The organism is Streptomyces sp. NPDC001204, assembly GCF_053598035.1.
Window position 1 is genome coordinate 37,409 of sequence record NZ_JBSFJL010000006.1, and the last position, 19,950, is coordinate 57,358.

Genomic DNA, 19,950 nt, shown 5'->3' on the forward strand with positions numbered 1-19,950 from the left:
GTGGCGAGTGACGGTGAGCGCCGGGTGCGGCATCCGTCGTCGGACTCGTCCTACGACGCCTCCGCCGGCTTCGGCGGGCGCCGCATCAGGTACGCCGCTCCCGCGCCCGCCGCGAAGAGCGCCGCCACCGACACGCAGGTCGCCAGCCAGGCGGCGCCCAGCCAGCGGGTGCCGAAGTAGCCGAGGGCCACGCTGTAGGTGGCCCAGGACAGGCCCGCCAGCGCGGACCAGGGCAGGAACTCCCGGATCCGGCGGTGCGCCGCGCCGGCGCTGAAGGAGACCACCGAGCGGCCGGCCGGGGCGAAGCGGGCGAGGACCACCAGCGCGCCGCCACCGCCGCGGGACAGGGCCGCGCCGAGCCGTTCCTGCGCCCTGCTCAGCCGCCGGGAGCGGGAGATCGCGCGGTCCAGGCGCTCGCCGCCGCGCCGGGCCAGACGGTAGGCGACGAGGTCACCCAGTACGGACGCCGTCGCCGCGCACAGGGTCAGGGCCAGGATGTCGGGCACGTTCTGCGGGACGTGACCGGTCGCCGCGCCGGTGCCCGCGGCCGCCGCCGTGGCGGCCGTCACTATCAGCACGCCGCTGGGCAGGACCGGCAGGAACACATCCAGCAGTACGGACGCGGCCACCATGACGTAGATCCATGGAGTGCCGGTGAGTGCCCCCACCCTCGCCACGCTCTCCAGCACCGAGAACTCCCCCCGTCACCCCCGTGAACCGCGAACCGTGCCGCGTGTCGCGCGGGAGCGGCAGGAGCGGCCTTGAACAGCCATACAGCGTACGCCGGAAGTGTGACAGAAGTTTCACTGGGGGTTGACGTGATTACCGAGGCCCCGGCGTCCGTCCGGCGACGCGCCGTCGCCCCGTACGGCACGGCTGCGGTACGGGGCGACGGAGTCGGGCGGGGAGGGCCGGGGGTCAGCAGCCGGCGAGGTAGTTCTGGAGCGCGCTCTTCTCGGCCGTGTCGACGGAGAGGTCGTAGTAGTACTTCACCTGCACCCAGGCGCGGACGTAGGTGCAGTGGTACGACGTCTGGGTCGGCATCCACTGCGCCGGGTCCTTGTCGCCCTTCGAGCGGTTGGAGCTGGCCGACACCGCGATCAGCTGGGGGCGGGTCAGGTCGTTGGCGAACGCCTGGCGCTGGGCGGTGGTCCACTTGCTCGCGCCGGAGTCCCAGGCCTCGGAGAGCGGAACGACGTGATCGATGTCGAGGCTGGAGGAGACGGTGAAGGTGGCGCCGTCGTACGCCGACTTCCAGCTGCCGCTGACGGCCGCGCAGTTGGCGTCGGTGACGACGTTCGAGCCGTCCCGCTGGAGGACCGTCTCGCGGGTGTCGCACTTGCCGCTGATGGTGATCCAGTGCGGGAAGAGGGCGCGGTCGTAGCCGGTGTGGTTCGGCGTCGCGACGGTGAGCGAGGCGAGGTAGGTGCGCGCGGTGGCCGCGCTGACGGGGGTGGGGAGGGCCGCGGAGGCGGTCGGGCCGTTCAACAGGCCTATGGAGGCTATGAGTCCGGTGATCGCCGCGACTATGCTGAGTCGTTGACGCGCGTAGAGCTTGAACCTGCGGGACATGCGAACTCCCTTGGGGGTGAGGGGCGTTGGGTGCGAGCAGGGGGGCTAGGGAATGCTCGCCGCGCAGTGTTGCGGGCGGGTGAGCGTGCGGTGAGAAGTTAGTGACGTGTGCATGACACAGCAAGGGGTGTGACTGGACTTGCTGTTCGCTGTGATGTGGATCTCGGTGCCGGCCGGGTCGCGCGGGCGGTCGCGTACGATGGGGGCGCGGAAGGGGAGTAGCTCTTCGCCGGACCGTCGACATACTGCTCAGCTCGGCTGAGCCGGCGCCCGGAGGCGGACCTCGTGAGCGAGGTCGGCCAGCGAGACCTTCGGTAAGCAGTGCACGCCCGTGCCGTACGGCAGGGGTGAATCGTGTGCTGCCCTGCCGAGGCGTCTTGTCGCACCAGTCGCAGCACTCTCGGCGGGGTGGCCCCGACCGATTGAGGAACAGTGATCACCTTCAGCGTCCTGGCGCTCGTCTTCGGCGTCGTCTTCCTCGCGGAGCTGCCGGACAAGACGGCACTCGCGGGGCTCGTCCTCGGTACGCGTTACCGGGCCTCGTACGTCTTCGCCGGCGTCGCCGCCGCGTTTCTGCTGCACGTGGTGCTGGCCGTGGCGGCCGGCAGCGTGCTGACTCTTCTGCCGCAGCGGATCGTGCACGCGGTGACGGGCGTGCTGTTCCTCGGTGGCGCGGCCATGCTGCTGCTGAAGAAGGACGACGGCGAGGAGGAGGTCCGGCGGCCCGAGGACCAGTCCTTCTGGAAGGTCGCGGGGACGGGGTTCATGCTCATCCTGGTCGCGGAGTTCGGTGACCTCACGCAGATCATGACGGCGAACCTCGCCGCTCGTTACGACGATCCGCTGTCGGTGGGGCTGGGGGCGGTGCTGGCGCTGTGGGCGGTGGCGGGGCTGGGCATCGTGGGCGGCAAGGCGTTGATGCGGCGGGTGCCGCTGGCGTTGATCACGAAGATCGCGGCGTTGTTGATGGCGGGGCTGGGGGTGTGGAGTCTGTGGGAGGCGGTGGCGTGACGGGGGTTTCGGTCACGTGCCGGGTTTTCCCGCGGTGGGGTGAGGGCGGCCTGTCCTGGGGATCCGCCCCGGAGTTCGGTGGGGGTGTTGCTTGCTGCGGCCGCGCTTCGCGCACCCGCCCGCCCGTCTCGGTGGGGTGAGGGGTCCCCGCCACCATGGGTCCCCGCCCCAGACCCCGGCGGGGGCTCTGCCCCCTGCACCCCCCGGTTTCCCACCCGCTCGCCCGTCTCGGTGGGACGGGAGGGTGCCGGCCTGGGGGTCCGTCCCGGGTCCCGGCGGGGGGCTCTGCCCCCTGCATCCCTGGTTTCTCGCCCGCTCGCCCGTCTCGGTGGGATGGGAGGGTGCCGGCCTGGGGGTCCGTCCCGGGTCCCGGCGGGGCTCTGCCCCCGCACCCCGCTTTGCTCGGCCGATTCGTCCCCGGCTCCGGGGGTGCGGTGGCCAGATGCCCGGATGTTTTGTACCGTGGGGAAACAAAGTGGCTCCCGTCCGCTTTCCCTGACCGGTGGACGGGGCCGCCTTGTTTCTTCGGGGGTGTGCTCCCACGCCCCCCTTCGCTGTGTCTTGGAGTTGCCGATGACGGCCACCGCCGTGTTCACCGCCCGCGCCCTCCTGCTGGACATGGACGGCACCCTCGTCAATTCCGACGCCGTCGTCGAGCGGATCTGGCGCCGTTGGGCCGACAGCCACGGGCTGGACGGTGACGAGGTGATGAAGGTCGTCCACGGTCGTCAGGGGCACGCCTCGATGGCCCTGCTGCTGCCGGACCGGCCCGTGGAGCGGAACCTCGCCGAGAACGCGCGCATGCTCGCCGAGGAGACTTCGGACATGGACGGCGTGATCCCGATCCCGGGGGCGGCGGAGTTCCTCGCGGGGCTGCGCGAGGTGCCGCACGCCCTCGTGACCTCGGCCGACGTGGCCCTGTCCACGGCCCGGATGGCCGCCGCCGGCCTGCCCCTGCCCGACGTGCGCGTCACCGCCGAGTCCGTCGGGGCCAGCAAGCCCGACCCCGAGGGCTTCCTCAAGGGCGCCGCCGAACTGGGTGTCGCGCCCGCCGACTGCGTCGTCTTCGAGGACTCCGGGGCGGGCATCGCGGCGGGCCGCGCCGCGGGCATGCGCGTGATCGGTGTCGGTCCGCGTGCCGGGTTCCACCGGCCGGACGCGGTCGTTCGGGACCTGACCCAGGTACGGGTCGAGGCCGTGGGCGACGGGAGCGTCCGGCTGCACGTGGCCTAGCTGGTGCCGCGGCACCGGGGTCTTTCGTTCGGGATCACCCCGGCATGGTCCGAACGAGGGGCCCCAGGCGTGCTGTTCCGGCCGCGTGCCCTCAGGAGGGGCGCCCCGCGGCGGCCAGCAGCGGGTCGATGACCTTCGCGATCTGCGGCTCCGTCAGCGGTCCCATGCGAGTCGCCGCCACCTTTCCCGCCGGGTCGATGACGACCGTGAACGGGAGCGTCTGCGTGTTCACCAGGCCGTGTGGCAGCCTCCGGGCCTGCTTGCCCGCCGGATCGTGCAGGGACGGGTAGCCCGGACGGAACTCCTTCTGGAAGGCGAGTCCGTCGGCTCGGCTGCCGTCGTTGTCGAGCCCCAGCACCTGGACGCCGCGGCCGCCCCACTTCTCCTGGATCCTCTTCAACTCGGGCGCCTCCGCCCGGCAGGGACCGCACCAGGAGGCCCAGGCGTTGACCAGCACGACCTTGCCCCGGTAGTCGGACAGGCGGATCTCGTCGCCCTCCAGCGAGGTGCCGGAGAAGTCGGGAGCGGCGGGGCGCTCGCCCTCCTTCAGAGTCCTGGTGAGTCGCTCCCCTGGTGTGGTGTCGCCGATCGGGTCCGGGGTCGAGCAGCCGGCGAGGATCGCACAGGCGGCGACCACCGCCACGGCCGCGTACGGGCGTCGGGTCGTCGTCATCGCCCGGTCGTGTCCCGCTGGTCGTCCCCGTGGCCCGTGTGGTCCTTGTGGCCGCTGTGTGTCCCGTTCCGTCCGGCCCGGCTGAGAACGACCTCCAGGTGCCCCGTCCGCCACACGCACAGCAGCCACGCCGCGGGGAGTTGCAGCGTGAACAGCGCGTAGACCGCCATCATGGACGCGGTGTCCGCCGGGGCGTCGTCGCCACCGGCCCACGCCGACAGCCCCGAGCAGGCCAGCAGCATCACCAGGTAGACGAATCCGTCGACGAGGACCACGCGCCAGCGCGGCAGCGCGGCCAGCAGCCCTCTGGCCAGCGTCAGGGACGCGGTGGCAGCCACGACGAAGACCGCGTTCCACGGGTCCTTCACCCAGAGGGAGACCCACCCCCCGAGGCCGCTGCCGGAAGCGGCCGTCCACGCCAGGTCCACGGCCGCCCCGGTCAGCCAGGACAGGACTACGACGGTGAGCGCGTAGGACACGGCGCTGCGCCAGGTGACAGTCACGTCATTCCCCCTTTGGTCACGGGCCGCCCGCGCGGCGGCGGCCCGCTTCACCGATCATTGTCCTCCCCGTGCCCCGACGACCGTGACCGGGGCCGGGGCGCGGGCCCCGGGGCCGGAGGCGGGGGTCAGTAGCCGCCGTTGTTGCCGATCGTGCCGAGCTCGCACATCGGCTGGGACAGGCACAGCAGACTGCTCATCCTCGACTGGTGCACGACCTTCGTGGAGTGCTTGTCGCCGCTGGTGTACCCGTACAGGTACATCTCGTGGTCCGGGGCCTTGCGGTACTTGCCGGACACGTAGAAGTCGCCGTTGCGAGCCAGCCGCGTGTCGTAGAACGCGCCGATGCCCGCCCGCTTCGGCCCGGACGTCGGGCAGAACGGGTCCGTGGCCTCGATCTGCGCGTGCACGGCACGGGTCTTGCCGTCGTAGCGCGTCTTCGTCCGGAAGTCGATGCCCTTCGTGGACGCCTTCCGCTTGTCCACCAGTTTGCCCGTCTTGGCGTTGTACACCTTCGTCCAGCCGGTCTCCGGGAAGAGTTCGTACGGCGACTTCTTCCAGTACACGATCCCGCGCAGGCCGGCCCGGAACGACGGGCCGGTCACCTTGCTGGAGAAGCCGCGGTTGTCGCCGGCGTACTTGTAGCCCTTGGTGTACTTGCAGCCCGACACCGAGCCCAGCTTGCTGGGGACGGTCGCCCACTGCTGCCGGATGAAGGACCGCCACACCACCGTCGTCTTGACGTAGCTCTTCGCCTTGGCCTCGATCTGCTGCGCCGTCCTGGCGAGCGTCGCGGTGTCGTCGGACCGCGGCACCGTCGCCGTCAGGCCCCAGGTGTGCCCGAGTCCACCGGCCTCACCGGTGATCCTGTAGTCGACCTGGCTGCCCGCCGCCACTCCCGTGTCGCGCAGGCTGTGACCAGGCGTGTCGGCGATCCTCACGCCATTGCGGTACACCGTGTACCCAGCCGCGCCCAGGTCGGGCCAGGACAGGTCGACGAACCGTGACGAGGCCGCCCACGCCGCCCGCTCCGCCTTCACCGGAGAGGAGGCGAGCGTGATGTCGGCGATCACCTTCTGGCCGCCGGCCGCGAGGATCTGCGTGTCGGCCGCCTTGCCGATGTACGTCCCGACCGGCGCCACCCGGGCCGCCGACGCGGCCATGCCCGGCTTCGCCCCGCCGAACCGGCCGCTGTCCGCGTCGAGTACGAACACGGCGGCCTTGCCCGTGGACGACGCCGCCGTGGACGCCCCGGACGCCTCCCGCGCGGAGGCGGACGTCAGTGACGACGCCAGCAGTACGGCGGGAATCGCCGTCATCGCCAGCACGCGCGGCACGGAGCGCTTCCCCTGCATGAAAACCCCGCTCCCGATCAAGACAGGCCCCACTCCTGCCGGCCTCGCTCCTTGCTCGACGGGCTGGAGTGCCACGCCTCCGGATACGGCTTCGAGCCCGACTTGGTGGAGTTGGAGGCGATCGCCTTGTTCTTCGACCGGCTGATGATGCGCGAACCGGACAGCACCCACTGGTGGTTCTTCGACGAGGGCTTGCAGGTGTACTGGACGATGCGGCTCTTGGAGTCCACCGTCAGGCACTTGCCGGACTTGTCGTTCTTGATGGTGAACACCGACTGGTTGCTGTACAGGCGCTTCAGCGTCCACCGCTGCGTCTTGTCGGTCTTGGCGCACTTGGCCACGATCAGCCGTGCGTTGTTCTTCGTGCTGCCGCCCATCGACAGGCACGTGTTGGGCGCCCACACCCGTTCGAGCCGGGTGTGCGCGTACGGGTCCTTCGCCTGCGGTGCGGCCTGGGCCGGAGCCGACATCGCGGCCACCGTCCCGGTCACCACCGCGGCCAGCGCGAACGAACTGACTGCCTTGCGCATCGCTTCCCCCTGAACAGTCGATCTGCTTGCGCGACCGAACTTAGGCACGAACAACCGTCGCCACCACGTCTGTTGGGGAGGTGTACAAAGAGGCAATGCCCGAAAGGACATGAACCCGGGCCGCGTCAACCGCGTCCGTACCGATGCCCTAACGTTGCGCCCGACCCAGCCGCCCCCGCCCCGGGAAGACGACCCCGAGCATGCCCTCCACCCGCCGATCGCTGCCCGCACTGATCGCGGGAGTGTGCGTCGTCGCCGCCGGCGCCGCCCTCACCGTCTACGCCTTCGCCGACACCGGTGCCGACGCCGGGTTACGCCCCGCGAAGGCCTCCGGCGCCCCGCACTGCCACCGCATCGCCGGCGCCGCCCCCGCGTCCCTCGGCGGCCTTCCCCGCCGCGACAGCGACCTTTCCGGCATCGCCGTCTGGGGGGACCGCGACATCGTGCTGCGCTGCGGAGTCACTCCTCCCGGGCCGACCGGCGACCCGTGTTTCGCGGTCGACGGCGTGGACTGGGTCATCGACCTGGCCCAGTCCACCAGCGGCAGGAAAGTCGTCGTCACCTACGGCCGTACGCCCGCCACCCAGGTGGTCTTCGACGGCGCGGCGAAGACCGACGCCGCCTTGGTGAACCTCTCCAGGCTCGTCGCCCCCATCCGGCCGACGTCCCACTGCCTCGCGGCGGAGTGACCGGCTCCGTGCCCGCCCTGTGGCGGACGGGCACCGAGCCTCCTCTGCGCGGCCGTGCAGTTGTGCAGTTGTGCCGCTATGCGGCTATGCGGCGGAGGACTGACGTCTCTGCCCCGGAACCGGAACCCTCGCCAGGTGCCGCGTGCACGTCGGATCCGGGCACAGCGCGTCGTGGGCCAGAGCGGCGACGATCGCGGCCTGCGTCCGCGTCTGCTGACCGGTCTTGTCCACGATGTTCGCGATGTGCGCCTTCACCGTGCGCTCCGCGATCCCCAGCTCCCGGGCCAACTCCCGGTTGCCCAAGCCCGTCCCGAGCAGCAGAAGCACTTCCCGCTCCCGCCCGGTCAGGCTCTCCAGCCTCCACACCCCGCACCCCGGATTGTGTCCCGTGCGCCGGTACGAACAGGCTGGATTCACCACATCGGACCGTTTGGTCATGTCGGCCCTTCCTGTCCCGGCTTCTCCCAGCAGACCCCCGTGGCCTGGTTGCGGCCGGGACCGATCCCAACCTACCCATCGGTCACCCCGTGAGCACGCCATTACGGATGCCCCAACTCTCCATTGTCCAACGGGCGTTGCTCCGAGAAGGGGCCCTTGTGGCGGTGCCTGAACAGCGGCATTGACGGGCGGAGTGTCCAGTGTCACCGGGGCAGGGGTGCCGCAGATCACACGCCGTCACCTCGGCAGGCGGGTGTGACGTGTCAGCCCGACAGCGGCCCGACCCAGCCGGATCGCCGGGTCAGGAACCACAGTCCGTCGAGGCACCCCAGGCTCAGGGGGCCGCCGTCTCCGACTCCAGGCGCGCCCTCGTCGCCGGTCCGTAGACCCCGAGTTCGTCGGCGGTGATACCGCGGGACCACTGGTACGCGCGCACGGACTTCTCCAGCCGGCGGCCGAAGACGCCGTCCGCCTTCCCCGGGAAGAGGAACAACTGGCCGAGCCGTGACTGGAGTTCCGTCACCTCCGGGCCCTGGTCGCCGCGGCGCAGTACCGGGGCGGGGGCCGCCGGGGCGCTGGCGCGCATCGTCGTCGCGGTCTGCGTCGGCCCGTCCGGCTCCGGCCCCGTGCCGGGAACGTTCCCCTCCTGCGATCCGGACGGCGACGGCTCCGCCGTCCCCGACTCCGAGGCCGACGCGGACGGCGAGGCGTCCGCGCCGGGCGACGGCGACTCGCTCACCGTCGTCGGCGCCGACGACGCGTACGACGGCGCGGCGGCCGTCGGCGCGGATGCCGTGGGTGTCTCCACCCATGCGTCCGGCACGCTCTCCCGCACCTGACGGGAGGCATGGTCCCGCTCCGGCGACTCGTAGGAGAACAGCCCGCTCGCGAACCCGGCCCCCGCCACGATCGTGGCCACGACCGCGCAGGCGGCGAGTACGACGGTGGGGCGGCGGTTCCGCCGGCCGCCGCGGTGGCTGCCCGCCCGGCCCATGGGGCCCTCGGTGCCGGCGGTCGGTTCCGAGACCGTCGCCGGGTCCGCCTCCGTCGCCGGGTCGAACAGGCTCACGTCGGCCGCGCTCGGTTCGCCCGGTGGCGGTGCGAACAGGCCGGGTGGGGTGGTGCGGGTCGGCGGCTGCGCGGGGATGGCCCGCAGAGCCATCGTGGCCTCGGCGGGGGCGCCCTCTTCTGTCGTCGAAGGCTGGGCGGGGGTGCCCTGTTGCGCCGTCGAAGGCTGGGCGGGGGTGCCCTGCTGTGTCGGTGAGGACTCGGTGGGGATGCCCTGCTGCCCTGTCGGCGCATCAGCGGGGGCGGCCCGCCGGGCCGACGCGGCCTCCGCGGGGAGGGCCCGCAGCGCCATCGTGGCCTCCGCGGGGGAGGGGGGCCGTGGCTCCTCTCCGGTGGCTCCGGTGGCTCCAGGGGCGGCCCCAGCGGCTCCGATGACTCCGGAAGTCCCGGCGGCTTGGGCGGCCCTGGCATCTCCGACGGATCCGGCGCCCCCGGTGGTCCCGGCGTCTCCAGTGACTCCGGCGGTTCCGGTGACTCTGCCGGCCTCGGCGGGTCCCGTGGCCACAGCGGCTCCGGCGGCACCGATCGCCCCGGAAGCCTCGGCGGCTCCGGTGGCTCCAGAGCTCTGAGCGTCTCCGACGGCTCCAGCGACCGCGGTGGCTCCTGGGACCCCAACGACCGCAGCGGCACCCGTCGCCCCAGCGACCCCGCCGGCCCCTGCGGCCCCGCCGGCCCCTGCAGCCCCGCCGGCCCCAGCCAGGGTGCCCGGCATGGCGGTGCCCCCTGCCGGGGTGCTCCCTGCCGGGGTGTTCCCTGCCGGGACGCTCCCCGTCGGAACGCCCCCAGTCAGCACGCCGCTCTCCGTCGGCGTCTCCCCGATGTCCACGTACGGCCGAATCCGCAGCGGATTGAAGTCCTCCGCTGCCGCGGCTTCGGCCGTTCGGGCGTCGCGGAGAGCGTCGGACGCCCGGCTTCCGCAGGCGCAGGACGGGGTGTTGTCCGTGCCCCGGGGCACCCCGCATTCGGGGCAGGCATGCCCCTTCCGCTCTTCCACGCGTCGGTCCCCTCCCGTGCGAACTCCAAGGATTATGCAGATCGTCCACACACCTTCTCCCCGAAGGGCCCCCGGAATGGCGGCTTCCGGCAGGACTCAACAGGCCATAACGGGACACTCCGATGACGATGGAAGATGTCACGAGAGCGTCGGGAGGACTCCATGGCCGGCGATGGGCACGGCAGGACCGGCATGACGGGGACGACGGGCGACGTCGCCGACGGCGACCGGCCGTCGTCGGCCGTGCCCGCGTCGCCGCAGTCGCCACAGCCCCCGCAGTCGCCGCGGCCCCCACAAGCCCCCCAGCCCCCGCCCGGCGACCCCGCGGCCCCGCCCGAGCAGGTGTCGGGCAACGTCCTCGTCTCCATCGGCGCGCTGCTCCTCGGCATGCTGCTGGCCGCGCTCGACCAGACCATCGTGTCCACCGCGCTGCCCACCATCGTCAGCGACCTCGGCGGCCTGGAGCATCTGTCCTGGGTGGTCACGGCGTATCTGCTGGCGTCGACCGCGGCGACTCCGCTGTGGGGCAAGCTCGGTGACCAGTACGGGCGCAAGAAGCTCTTCCAGACCGCGATCGTGATCTTCCTGATCGGTTCCGCGCTGTGCGGCATGGCGCGGAACATGCCCGAGCTGATCGGGTTCCGGGCGTTGCAGGGCTTGGGTGGCGGCGGGCTGATCGTGCTGTCGATGGCGATCGTCGGCGATGTCGTCGCACCCCGCGAACGCGGCCGCTACCAGGGCCTGTTCGGTGCGGTGTTCGGCACGACCAGTGTGCTCGGGCCGCTGCTCGGCGGGCTGTTCACCCAGCACCTGAGCTGGCGCTGGGTGTTCTACGTCAACCTGCCCGTCGGCATGGTCGCCCTCGCCGTGATCGCGGCGGCCCTGCGCATCCCGCACCGGTCGCAGCGGCACGTCATCGACTACCTCGGCACCTTCCTCATCGCCTCGGTCGCCACCTGCCTGGTGCTGGTCGCCTCGCTCGGCGGCACCACCTGGGGCTGGGGTTCGCCGCAGATCATCGGCCTGGCGGTGGTGGGCGTCGTGCTCGTCCTCGCGTTCCTGGCCGTGGAGGAGAGGGCGGCCGAGCCGGTGCTGCCGCTCAAGCTGTTCCGCATCCGCACGTTCTCCCTCTCCGGGGTCATCAGCTTCATCGTCGGCTTCGCCATGTTCGGCGCGATGACCTACCTGCCGACGTTCCTCCAGGTCGTGCGGGGCATCTCGCCGACGCTGTCCGGTGTGCACATGCTCCCGATGGTGGTGGGCATGCTGTCGGCCTCCACCGGTTCCGGGCAGATCGTCAGCCGCACCGGCCGCTGGAAGGTGTTCCCCGTCGTGGGCACCGCCGTCACCGCGATCGGCCTGCTCCTGCTGCACCAGCTCGACGAGCACAGCTCGACGGCCGTGATGAGCGCCTGCTTCTTCGTCTTCGGCGTGGGCCTCGGTCTGGTCATGCAGGTGCTCGTCCTCATCGTGCAGAACGCCGTCAGCTACGAGGACCTCGGCGTCGCCACCTCCGGCGCCACCTTCTTCCGTTCCATCGGCGCCTCCTTCGGCGTGGCCATCTTCGGCACGGTCTTCGCCAGTCGGCTCGGCGAGAAACTGACCACCGCCTTCACCGGCGTGCCGCTGCCGCCGGGGGTGTCGGCGAACGCCCTGGAGTCCGACCCGCGCGGCATCGCCGCCCTGCCGGCCACACTGCGCCCGGCGGCCCTGCACGCGTACGCGTCCGCGATCACCGACGTCTTCCTCTACGCCGCCCCGGTCGCCCTCCTCGGCTTCGTGCTGGCCTGGTTCCTGAAGGAGGACCGGCTGCGCGGCTCGGTCACGGCCCCCGACGTCACGGAGACATACGCGACCAACCCGGTCGAGCGGTCCTCGTACGACGAGGTGTGCCGGGCGCTGTCCGTGCTGGGCACCCGCGAGGGGCGGCGCGAGGTCTACCGGGAGATCACCGTGCGGGCGGGCTACGACCTCGACCCCGCGGCGAGCTGGCTGCTGCTGCGGATGAAGAAGTACGGCTGGGTGGAGCCCGCCCTGCTGGCCGAGCGCACCACCATCCCGCTCGGCGTGATCATCGGGGCCACCCGCCAGGTCGAGGAGCGGCATCTGGGCGAGCGTCGCGGCGTGGACCTCGTCCTGACCGACGGCGGCCTGGAGGCCGCCGAGCGTCTGGCCCACGCCCGGGAGGAGTCGCTCGCCGGGCTGCTCGGCGACTGGTGGGGGCCGGAACGGCCCACCGACCTGGTGCAGCTGGTGAAGGAGCTGACGGGGGAGTTGTGCGGGTCGGACCGGGAGCGGCCGGACAGGGAACGGCCGGACCGGGAGTGGCCGCACGACGGCCGGACGCCGGCTCCCCGCCCGATGTGAGCCGGCGGCCGGTGACCGCCGACCCCGGCCGGGGCCGGCAGCCACCGGCCCGGGCGCACGGTCATTGGCCCAAGCCGAACACATGAACCGCACCCGACGTTTGGGCCGGACCCGGTATAGGTCCGTTGTCCACGAGGGTTGGGGGCGGCTTCTGCCTTCGGGGACGGAGGGTCAGCGCAGCGGTTTGCCGAACCAGTGTTCGGCGTACGGGTCGTCGTTGTGTCGTCCGTTCTCCGTGTAGCCGAGCCGGGCGTACAGGGCGCGGGCCTCCACGAGGTCGCCGCGGGTGTCCAGGATCATCCGCCGGGCGCCGAGCGCGCGGGCGGCGTCCTCGGCCGCGGCGACCAGGAGGGCGGCGCCGCCCCTGCCCCGCATCTCCTCGTGCAGGAACACCCGGGTGAGTTCGGCCCGCTCCGCGTCCAGCAGCCGTACGCCCGCGGTGCCGGCCGGGGTGCCGTCGTACCGGGCGAGGAGCAACTGTCCGGTGGGTGGGGCGAGTTCGGTGCCCGTGCCGACGGCGATCTCCCGCTCCAGTTCGTCGGGGTCGGTGCGGCGCCCCTCGTGCAGCAGGTACCAGCGGTCGCTGACCTCCGTGTAGTACGCGCGCCACAGTGCCGCGGCCGCGGGGGAGTTGACGGGCTCTGGGGCGATGGTCCAGGTCACGACCGACATTGTGGGGACGCGGAGGGCGGCGGGCGCAACCCGTTAAAGCGCCTGCCGGACGCCCCGCGGGCCCACGGGGCCGGGAGGCCTGCTCGGACGCCAGGACCTACCCGGCCGCCTCGCGCCGCCTCCGCCACTCCTGGACGACCTCCTCGACGTCGTACCGCTTCAGGCCGAGCGGTGGGCCCGGCGGCGGCTTCAGCATCATGTCGAGGATCTTGGTGTTGATGTCCGCGATGACGGCGCGGACGATCCGTTCCGAGGGGGCCGCCAGGGCCGCCGCGAGCGCGTCCTCGGCCTGTTTGCGCAGTGCGAGCGACGGCGGCAGGAAGGACAGGCCCTCGCGGGCCATCTTCCGCTTGACCCACCACAGCTCGTCGTACGTCATGTCGTCCGGCAGCGGCTTTCCCGCGCCCGGCAGGCGGTCGAACTCTCCGCGTCCCTGCGCGTCGCGGATCTGCTTGTCGACCCAGGAGCCGAACGCGACACCAGGTGGCTTTCGCTCGGTCATGGGTCCATTGTGCCGGACACCGCAGGCCCGGGCGTTTTATCATGCGGCGGCGGCCAGGCAATCCGGCCACCGCGCGAAGGACGTCTCAGGGGGAATCCACGTGCTCGAACTGACCATGGCCTCCGTCTCCGGGACGGACGCGGGCGCCACGGCCGGGATGCTCATGGCCGACGCTCCCAGCGAGCCGGGTGCCGCGCTGCGGGTGGGCCGGGACCCGTCCGTGTGCCGCCTGGTGACGCCCGACGACTGGCTGTTCGTCTCCCGGGTCCACCTGGACTTCCAGTGCGCGGCCGACGGTACCTGGCAGGTCACCTGGCTGCGCGGCTCCCAGCCGGAGCCGTCGTCCGAGGTCCGGCTGACCACGGGTGAGTACGTTCAGCCGCTCGCCTACGGCGGGACCGTCGCGCTGCCCCGCGGCGGATCCGGCGAGATCGTGGTGCAGGACCGTACGAGTCCGCGCAGCGTCAACGTCGGGTTCTTCCACGAGGTATGAGCACCGCGCGGGGGCCGGGCAGGCGGCCGGTCACTGCGGCCGGTCGTTTCGGCCGCTCACTCCAGCACCCGCGCCAGCGCGAAGCCGTCGTGGCCCTTGGTGCCGACCGTCTGGATCGCCGTGCCGTCCAGCCTGGGGTGTTCGGCGATGAGTTCGAGGGCGGCCCGGGTGCCGAGCACGCTCGGGTCGGTGCTGGTGGGGTCGGTGACATGGCCGCCGCGCACGACGTTGTCCAGGACGATCAGGCTGCCGGTGCGGGTCAGGCGCAGCGCCCACTCCACGTAGTGGTGGTTGTTGGCCTTGTCGGCGTCGATGAAGACCAGGTCGAAGGGCGGCGGGTTCTCGTCGGCGAGCTGGGGCAGCGACTCCAGGGCCGGACCCACCCGCACCTCGGCGACCCGGTCCAGGCCGGCGCGCGCGATGTTGCGGCGGGCCACGTCGGCGTGGCGCGGGTCGTACTCAAGGGAGATCAGCCGTCCGTCGGCGGGCAGCGCGCGGGCCAGCCAGATGGTGCTGTAGCCGCCGAGCGTGCCGATCTCCAGGATGGCGCGGGAGCCTTGGACCTGGGCGAGGAGGTGCAGCAGCTTGCCCTGGTTCGCGGTGACGTTGATGCGCGGCAGCCCCTCCGCGTCGCTGTCGCGCAGCGCGGCCTGAAGGGGTTCGTCCTCCGGGGAGAGCAGAGTGGAGAAGTAGGCGTCCACGTCATCCCACAGCTGCGAGTCGCTCATGCACCAAGCCTTTCGTATGTCTAGTTAGATTCTCTAACTAGCCGGGCTAACGAATATAGCCGGGTGCGGTGGTGCTGTCAGGCAATGTCAGTCGTTCGGGGGCGGCCCGTGGGTCCGTGCTGCCCGAGGGGCGTGACGGCGGCGGATTTCGGGTCGCGACGGCAGCCGCCGGGCCGCGACAGTGGCCGTCTTTTGGCCGCGACGGCACCGCCGCCCCCGGCAGGAGCCGGGGACGGCGGTGGGAAGTCGGGTGGGCCGGGCGGCCGGAACGGGGGGCTCAAGCCTCCACCGAAGGCGCCGAGCCCGGCAGCGGTCGGCCCGCGGACTCCGCCATGAACCAGACCGCCGCGCCGCCGATCAGCGAGGCCGCCATCATGTAGTAGGCGGGCATCATCAGGTTGCCGGTCGCGCCGATCAGGGCGGTGACCACCAGCGGGGTCGTCCCGCCGAACAGCGAGACGGAGATGTTGAAGCCGATCGACAGCGAGCCGTAGCGGACCCGGGTCGGGAACAGCGCGGGCAGCGCGGACGGCATCGCGGCCGTGAAGCAGACCAGGAGCAGGCCCAGGGCGGCCATGCCCAGGCCCACCGCCGCCAGGCTGCCCTGGCGGATCAGCAGCAGCGCCGGGATCGACAGGAACAGGAAGCCCGCGCAGCCGGCGGCGATCACCGGACGGCGTCCGACACGGTCGGTCAGCGCGCCCGCGAACGGCTGGACGATCATCATCAGGGCCATCACGCCGAGGACGACGACCAGGCCGTGCGTCTCGTCGTACTTGAGCACGCTGGTCAGGTAGCTCGGCATGTACGACAGCAGCATGTAGTCGGTGACGTTGAAGACCAGGACCAGGCCCACGCACAGCAGCAGCGCCTTCCACTGGCCGGCGATCATCTCGCGCAGCGGCACCTTCGGGCGGTTCGACTCGCAGGCGGCGGCCTCGGCGGCGAACGCCGGGGTCTCCTCCAGGCGCATCCGCAGGTAGAGGCCGATGATGCCCATGGGGCCCGCGATCAGGAACGGGATCCGCCAGCCCCAGGAGGTCATCTGGTCCGAGGACAGCAGGGCCGTCATCAGGGTGACCAGGCCCGCGCCGCCGATGTAACCGGCCAGGGTGCCGAACTCCAGCCAGCTGCCGAGGAAGCCGCGCCGCTTGTCCGGGGCGAACTCGGCGATGAAGGTGGACGCCCCCGCGTACTCGCCGCCGGTGGAGAAGCCCTGCACCAGCCGGGCCGCGAGCAGCAGCAGCGGCGCTCCGACGCCGATCGTCGCGTAGGACGGGATGAGGCCGATCGCGAAGGTGCCCACGGCCATCATGATCATGGTGAAGGCCAGTACCTTCTGGCGGCCGATACGGTCGCCCAGGGGGCCGAAGACCATGCCGCCGAGCGGGCGGACCAGGAAGGCCGCGGCGAAGGCGCCGAACGTGGAGAGCAGCTGCGCCGTCGGGTTGCCGGAGGGGAAGAAGACCTTGCCCAGCGTCACCGCGATGTAGCTGTAGACACCGAAGTCGAACCACTCCATGGCGTTGCCCAGCGCGGCGGCCTTCACGGCGCGCCGGACGAGCGCCGGGTCGGTGACGGTGGTGTGGCGGCTCTTGGTGAGGGAGACGGCCCGGGGCGCGGTGACGGTGACAGCTGACAAGGCTTCGCTCGCCTGCCTTTCGACGGGGACAGGGACCCGGCCCGTGCGGCGGCGCTGACGCGGGGGCCGAAAGCGGCCCACCTCGGCAGGCCGAAAATCGACCATACGGTTGCCGATGTCCGTTACGCACCGTACGCATGTCGATGCATACTGCACCTAAACGTTCTCTGTACAGGCACTTAGTCCCTGCACGGACCGTGATTCGCGGCTCCACACTGTGATCCTTCTCGCGCCCCGGCCGGGGAACCGAACCGTCCGCGCACTATCGTCATCCTGACAAAAGGCGAGCGGACGACAGGTGAATCGGGGGTAGCCGCGTCCTTCTCCGGGGGAGGTGCGAGCCTCCCGGGAATGGCGAATGGGTTCCCGGCGCGGGAGCGCGCGGGACATACCGGGCGGGAGGCCGAGGGGGCGTGGCGAATGCGGAGCGCGGTGGGGGACCGACGGCGGCGTTCGGAACGGCGGCGGACCCGGCCACGGCGCGCCTGCACGCGACCCGCCTGGGCCTGTGGCTGATCGCCGGGATCCTCGCGATACGGCAGGTGGCCGTCGTCCTCAGCACCCCGCGCGGCAGCCGGCTCACCGACCTGGAGACCTGGGTCGGACCCGACGGCGTGCTGCACGTCAAGGGGTCGCTGTACGAGTCGACGCAGTTCACCGGCACGCCGTTCGGCGGCCTTGTGCTCAAGCCGCTGACCAGGGCCGCCGAGCAGGCGCTCGGCTGGGGATGGACCTTCGGCACGCTGCTGCTGGTGGTCGCCCTGGGCCTGATCGTCGCCCGCGCCCTGCCCGATCCGGTCGGCCGCCGCACCTCACTGCTGGCCGCGCCCGTCGCGATCAGCCTGCTCATGCTGTCGCTGCCGGTGCGCAACGCGCTCTGGCTCGGCCAGACCAGCATCATCCCGGTCCTGCTCGTGCTGCTCGGCTGCTTCGTCGTGCGCGGACAGCGGGCCGGCGGCGCGCTGATCGGCCTCGCGGCCGCGCTGCAGCCCACGGTGCTCCTCTTCGCCCCCCTGCTGTGGTTCACCCGGCGCCGGCAGGCCGCCGTCTCCACCGCCGTCACGTTCGCCGCCTGCACCGCGCTCGCCTGGGCCGCGATGCCGCGCGACTCCCACACCTACTGGGTGCACCACATGGCGGGCGTGGGCCTCGGCGGCCGCGCCGACGCACTCGCCAACCAGTCCCTGCACGGCGCCCTGCTGCGGCTCGGCCTGACGGGCCCGCTGGAGACAGGCCTGTTCCTGCTGCTGGGCGCGGCGGTCGCGGTGCTCGGCCTGCGCCGGGCCGCGCGCTACGCCCGCGACGGCCAGCTCCTGCTCGCCGTCGCGATCACCGGCTGCGCCGCGATAGCGGTGTCGCCCACCACCTGGCAGCACCAGCTGCTGTGGGTGCTCCTCGCGGTCGTCGGCCGGGTCGGCCGCCGCGCCTCCGACCGCTACGTCTGGCCGGTCGCCGTCATCCTCGTCATGACCCTGCCGGCGACGATGATGCTGCCGCACATCGCGGCCCTGAACCCGCTGCGGGACAACATCGTCCTGCTGGCCGCCCTCGCCGCCGCGACGGCCGTGCCGTTCCTGTCCCGCACCTCGGAGCACTACGCCTCACCCGTCCCGACGGAGTACGCGCCCCCGGTCCCGGCCCGCTTCCGACGGGTCCCCCCGCTCCCCTTCCTGCGCCGGGTGCTCACCCGCCCGAACCTGTTCCTCGAACTGCTCCTCATACGCGTGACCTACGCCGCCTACCAGCAGGTCCGTCTCGCGGCGACGGGCGGCAGCATCTCCGGCGGCCGGGCCACTGCCGAGCAGCACGGTCACGAGGTCCTCTCCCTCGAGCGCTTCCTGCACATCGACATCGAGCACGCCGTCAACCACGCCGTGGTGAAGATCGGCTGGCTGCGGAACTTCTTCGACTTCTACTACGAGTCCTTCCACTTCGTGGTCCCGCTGACCGTCCTCGGCGTCCTGTGCTGGCGCCGTCCGGTGGACTACCGCTGGGCCCGCACGGCCCTCGGCTTCGCCACCGTCCTGGCCCTGGTCGGCTTCTGGCTGTACCCCCTGGCCCCGCCCCGCCTGATGCCGGCCCTCGGCATCATCGACACTGTCCACGGCGTCCAGGACTTCTCCCGGCCGGACTACGGCACCCTGACGTCCCTGACCAACCAGTACGCCGCGATGCCGTCCCTGCACTTCGGCTGGTCGCTGTGGTGCGGCGTGGTCATCGCGGTCGTCGCCCCCAGGTGGTGGATGAAGGCCCTGGGCCTCCTCCACCCCCTCTTCACGGTCTCGGCCATCGTCGCCACCGGCAACCACTGGGTGCTGGACGCGGTGGGCGGCGCGATCGTCGTCGGCGCGGGCTTCGGGCTCACGTACCTGCTGTCCGGTCCGCGGGCCCTGGAGCCGACGGCGGTCGCCGTCGAGCCGGCGCTCGCGGAGAAGGAGCGGGCGCTGAGCTGACGCCGCGAGGACGGCCTCACGCCTGGCGTGCCGGCACCGGTCCTGCGGGGGCTCGTGTCCTGGACCCGGCTGCCGGCCGACTTCATTGTCGGTGGCCGGGCCTAGAGTGAGCGCGGACAGCACCGGTATGCGCAAGGGGGAACGATGACCACACTCCAGGACCGGCCCAACACCGCGCTTCTCGTCGTCGACGTGCAGAACGACGTCGTCCACAAGGCCCACGAGCGCGACACGATCGTCGCGAACATCGCCGTCCTGGTCGAGCGGGCCAGGCGGGAGGCGGTCCCCGTCGTGTGGGTCCAGCACGCCGACGAGGAGCTGCTGAGGGACAGCGACGGCTGGCGGATCGTCCCCGAGCTGACGCCGCGTGAGGGCGAACCGCTCGTCCACAAGAACTACGGCGACTCCTTCGAGGACACCACCCTCGAGGTCGTGCTGTCGGGTCTCGGGGCCGGCCGGCTCGTCGTGGCCGGGGCGTCGACCGACGCGTGCGTCCGCTCGACACTGCACGGCGCGTTCGTCCGGGGGTACGACACGATCCTGGTCGGCGACGCCCACACCACGACGGACACGACGGCCTGGGGCGCCCCGCCGCCGGACCAGGTCATCGCCCACACCAACCTGTACTGGAACTACCAGGCGGCACCGGGGCGCACGGCCGGGACCGTCGAGACCAAGGACGTCGACTTCGTCGGCGCCGGCTGATCCTGGGGTCGGTGAGGCCACTCCCGGCCCGGCGTCACCACCGTCGGCACACCGCCGCCATCGCCGTAGGAGCCGGGCGCCCCGGCGGCGGCGAAGCCGCCACCACCACGTGGCCGGTCATGCCGCGGTGAAGACGGGGCCGAGTCCGAGGTGGCTCACCAACGTCGATGGGCCTCCCCCGGACGTGCGCCGTCCGCTGTCGTGGTTCCTCGGGCCACCTGGGCGGGCGGGGTGGGGCCAGTCCCACCACGGACGCGGGGCCACGGCGTCCGCCGCACCCACCGGGCACACGTCGTTCAGAGGACAGCTCGTCTCCGTCGCCGGC

General features: G+C 72.0%; 19 protein-coding genes. 7 read left to right on the forward strand and 12 right to left on the reverse strand.

The features are described 5' to 3' along the window. Nucleotides 1–50: 50 nt before the first annotated feature. Together ACWC91_RS10520 and ACWC91_RS10525 are read right to left on the reverse strand one after the other, a co-directional pair. Nucleotides 51–632 carry a DedA family protein gene (locus ACWC91_RS10520; protein ID WP_263637592.1) on the reverse strand — a complete coding sequence of 194 codons (582 nt, stop codon included), beginning with the start codon at nt 630–632 and terminating at the stop codon, nt 51–53. 286 nt (nt 633–918) lie between these two features. After that, on the reverse strand, nt 919–1,572 hold the full coding sequence (locus tag ACWC91_RS10525; RefSeq protein ID WP_225074984.1) for an HNH endonuclease family protein: 654 nt from the start codon (nt 1,570–1,572) through the stop codon (nt 919–921). A 432-nt stretch (nt 1,573–2,004) separates the two neighbouring features. On the opposite strand from ACWC91_RS10525, the gene ACWC91_RS10530 reads away from it, so the two are divergent. Together ACWC91_RS10530 and ACWC91_RS10535 are read left to right on the forward strand one after the other, a co-directional pair. Further along, entirely contained in the window at nt 2,005–2,583 is a 579-nt protein-coding gene (locus ACWC91_RS10530; RefSeq protein WP_225074983.1) for a TMEM165/GDT1 family protein, read from the forward strand. Nucleotides 2,584–3,156: 573 nt separating this feature from the next. Then, nucleotides 3,157–3,816, forward strand: a complete 660-nt coding sequence (locus ACWC91_RS10535; RefSeq protein ID WP_225074982.1) for an HAD-IA family hydrolase — start codon at nt 3,157–3,159, stop codon at nt 3,814–3,816. 91 nt (nt 3,817–3,907) lie between these two features. On the opposite strand, the gene ACWC91_RS10540 is transcribed toward ACWC91_RS10535, so the two are convergent. The 4 genes from ACWC91_RS10540 to ACWC91_RS10555 form a co-directional block, all read right to left on the reverse strand. Beyond that, on the reverse strand, nt 3,908–4,489 hold the full coding sequence (locus tag ACWC91_RS10540; protein WP_281154886.1) for a TlpA family protein disulfide reductase: 582 nt from the start codon (nt 4,487–4,489) through the stop codon (nt 3,908–3,910). Then, nucleotides 4,486–4,992 carry a hypothetical protein gene (locus tag ACWC91_RS10545; RefSeq protein ID WP_450640676.1) on the reverse strand — a complete coding sequence of 169 codons (507 nt, stop codon included), beginning with the start codon at nt 4,990–4,992 and terminating at the stop codon, nt 4,486–4,488. Before ACWC91_RS10545 ends, ACWC91_RS10540 begins: the two co-directional genes overlap by 4 nt. A gap of 125 nt (nt 4,993–5,117) precedes the next feature. Further along, nucleotides 5,118–6,344 carry a hypothetical protein gene (locus tag ACWC91_RS10550; RefSeq protein ID WP_450640675.1) on the reverse strand — a complete coding sequence of 409 codons (1,227 nt, stop codon included), beginning with the start codon at nt 6,342–6,344 and terminating at the stop codon, nt 5,118–5,120. Nucleotides 6,345–6,361: 17 nt separating this feature from the next. After that, nucleotides 6,362–6,874 (reverse strand): RICIN domain-containing protein, encoded by a 513-nt coding sequence (locus ACWC91_RS10555; RefSeq protein WP_225074978.1) that lies wholly within the window; start codon nt 6,872–6,874, stop codon nt 6,362–6,364. A 200-nt stretch (nt 6,875–7,074) separates the two neighbouring features. On the opposite strand from ACWC91_RS10555, the gene ACWC91_RS10560 reads away from it, so the two are divergent. Continuing rightward, entirely contained in the window at nt 7,075–7,563 is a 489-nt protein-coding gene (locus ACWC91_RS10560) for a DUF3515 family protein (protein WP_450640673.1), read from the forward strand. Between the two features lie 84 nt (nt 7,564–7,647). Here ACWC91_RS10560 and ACWC91_RS10565 read toward each other — a convergent pair whose 3' ends face one another. Beyond that, nucleotides 7,648–8,001 carry a helix-turn-helix domain-containing protein gene (locus tag ACWC91_RS10565; RefSeq protein ID WP_225074976.1) on the reverse strand — a complete coding sequence of 118 codons (354 nt, stop codon included), beginning with the start codon at nt 7,999–8,001 and terminating at the stop codon, nt 7,648–7,650. Nucleotides 8,002–8,335: 334 nt separating this feature from the next. Beyond that, nucleotides 8,336–9,361 (reverse strand): peptidoglycan-binding protein, encoded by a 1,026-nt coding sequence (locus ACWC91_RS10570; RefSeq protein ID WP_450640671.1) that lies wholly within the window; start codon nt 9,359–9,361, stop codon nt 8,336–8,338. A 1,089-nt stretch (nt 9,362–10,450) separates the two neighbouring features. On the opposite strand from ACWC91_RS10570, the gene ACWC91_RS10575 reads away from it, so the two are divergent. Then, nucleotides 10,451–12,430 (forward strand): MDR family MFS transporter, encoded by a 1,980-nt coding sequence (locus tag ACWC91_RS10575; protein WP_263637589.1) that lies wholly within the window; start codon nt 10,451–10,453, stop codon nt 12,428–12,430. A gap of 171 nt (nt 12,431–12,601) precedes the next feature. On the opposite strand, the gene ACWC91_RS10580 is transcribed toward ACWC91_RS10575, so the two are convergent. Both ACWC91_RS10580 and ACWC91_RS10585 read right to left on the reverse strand, forming a co-directional pair. Then, entirely contained in the window at nt 12,602–13,102 is a 501-nt protein-coding gene (locus tag ACWC91_RS10580; RefSeq protein WP_450640669.1) for a GNAT family N-acetyltransferase, read from the reverse strand. A gap of 97 nt (nt 13,103–13,199) precedes the next feature. Then, a complete protein-coding gene (locus tag ACWC91_RS10585; protein WP_450640668.1) occupies nt 13,200–13,604 on the reverse strand; it encodes a DnaJ family domain-containing protein in 405 nt (134 codons plus the stop codon). A gap of 100 nt (nt 13,605–13,704) precedes the next feature. On the opposite strand from ACWC91_RS10585, the gene ACWC91_RS10590 reads away from it, so the two are divergent. Further along, nucleotides 13,705–14,097 carry an FHA domain-containing protein gene (locus tag ACWC91_RS10590; RefSeq protein ID WP_388472334.1) on the forward strand — a complete coding sequence of 131 codons (393 nt, stop codon included), beginning with the start codon at nt 13,705–13,707 and terminating at the stop codon, nt 14,095–14,097. A 56-nt stretch (nt 14,098–14,153) separates the two neighbouring features. Here ACWC91_RS10590 and ACWC91_RS10595 read toward each other — a convergent pair whose 3' ends face one another. Beyond that, nucleotides 14,154–14,825, reverse strand: a complete 672-nt coding sequence (locus ACWC91_RS10595; RefSeq protein ID WP_225074970.1) for an O-methyltransferase — start codon at nt 14,823–14,825, stop codon at nt 14,154–14,156. 277 nt (nt 14,826–15,102) lie between these two features. Next, a complete protein-coding gene (locus ACWC91_RS10600) occupies nt 15,103–16,467 on the reverse strand; it encodes an MFS transporter (RefSeq protein WP_225074969.1) in 1,365 nt (454 codons plus the stop codon). 413 nt (nt 16,468–16,880) lie between these two features. On the opposite strand from ACWC91_RS10600, the gene ACWC91_RS10605 reads away from it, so the two are divergent. Together ACWC91_RS10605 and ACWC91_RS10610 are read left to right on the forward strand one after the other, a co-directional pair. Beyond that, nucleotides 16,881–18,920: a bifunctional glycosyltransferase 87/phosphatase PAP2 family protein gene (locus ACWC91_RS10605; RefSeq protein WP_450640666.1), complete on the forward strand. Its 2,040-nt coding sequence runs from the start codon at nt 16,881–16,883 to the stop codon at nt 18,918–18,920. Nucleotides 18,921–19,064: 144 nt separating this feature from the next. Further along, nucleotides 19,065–19,625, forward strand: a complete 561-nt coding sequence (locus ACWC91_RS10610; RefSeq protein ID WP_225074967.1) for a cysteine hydrolase family protein — start codon at nt 19,065–19,067, stop codon at nt 19,623–19,625. The last annotated feature ends 325 nt before the right edge of the window (nt 19,626–19,950 follow it).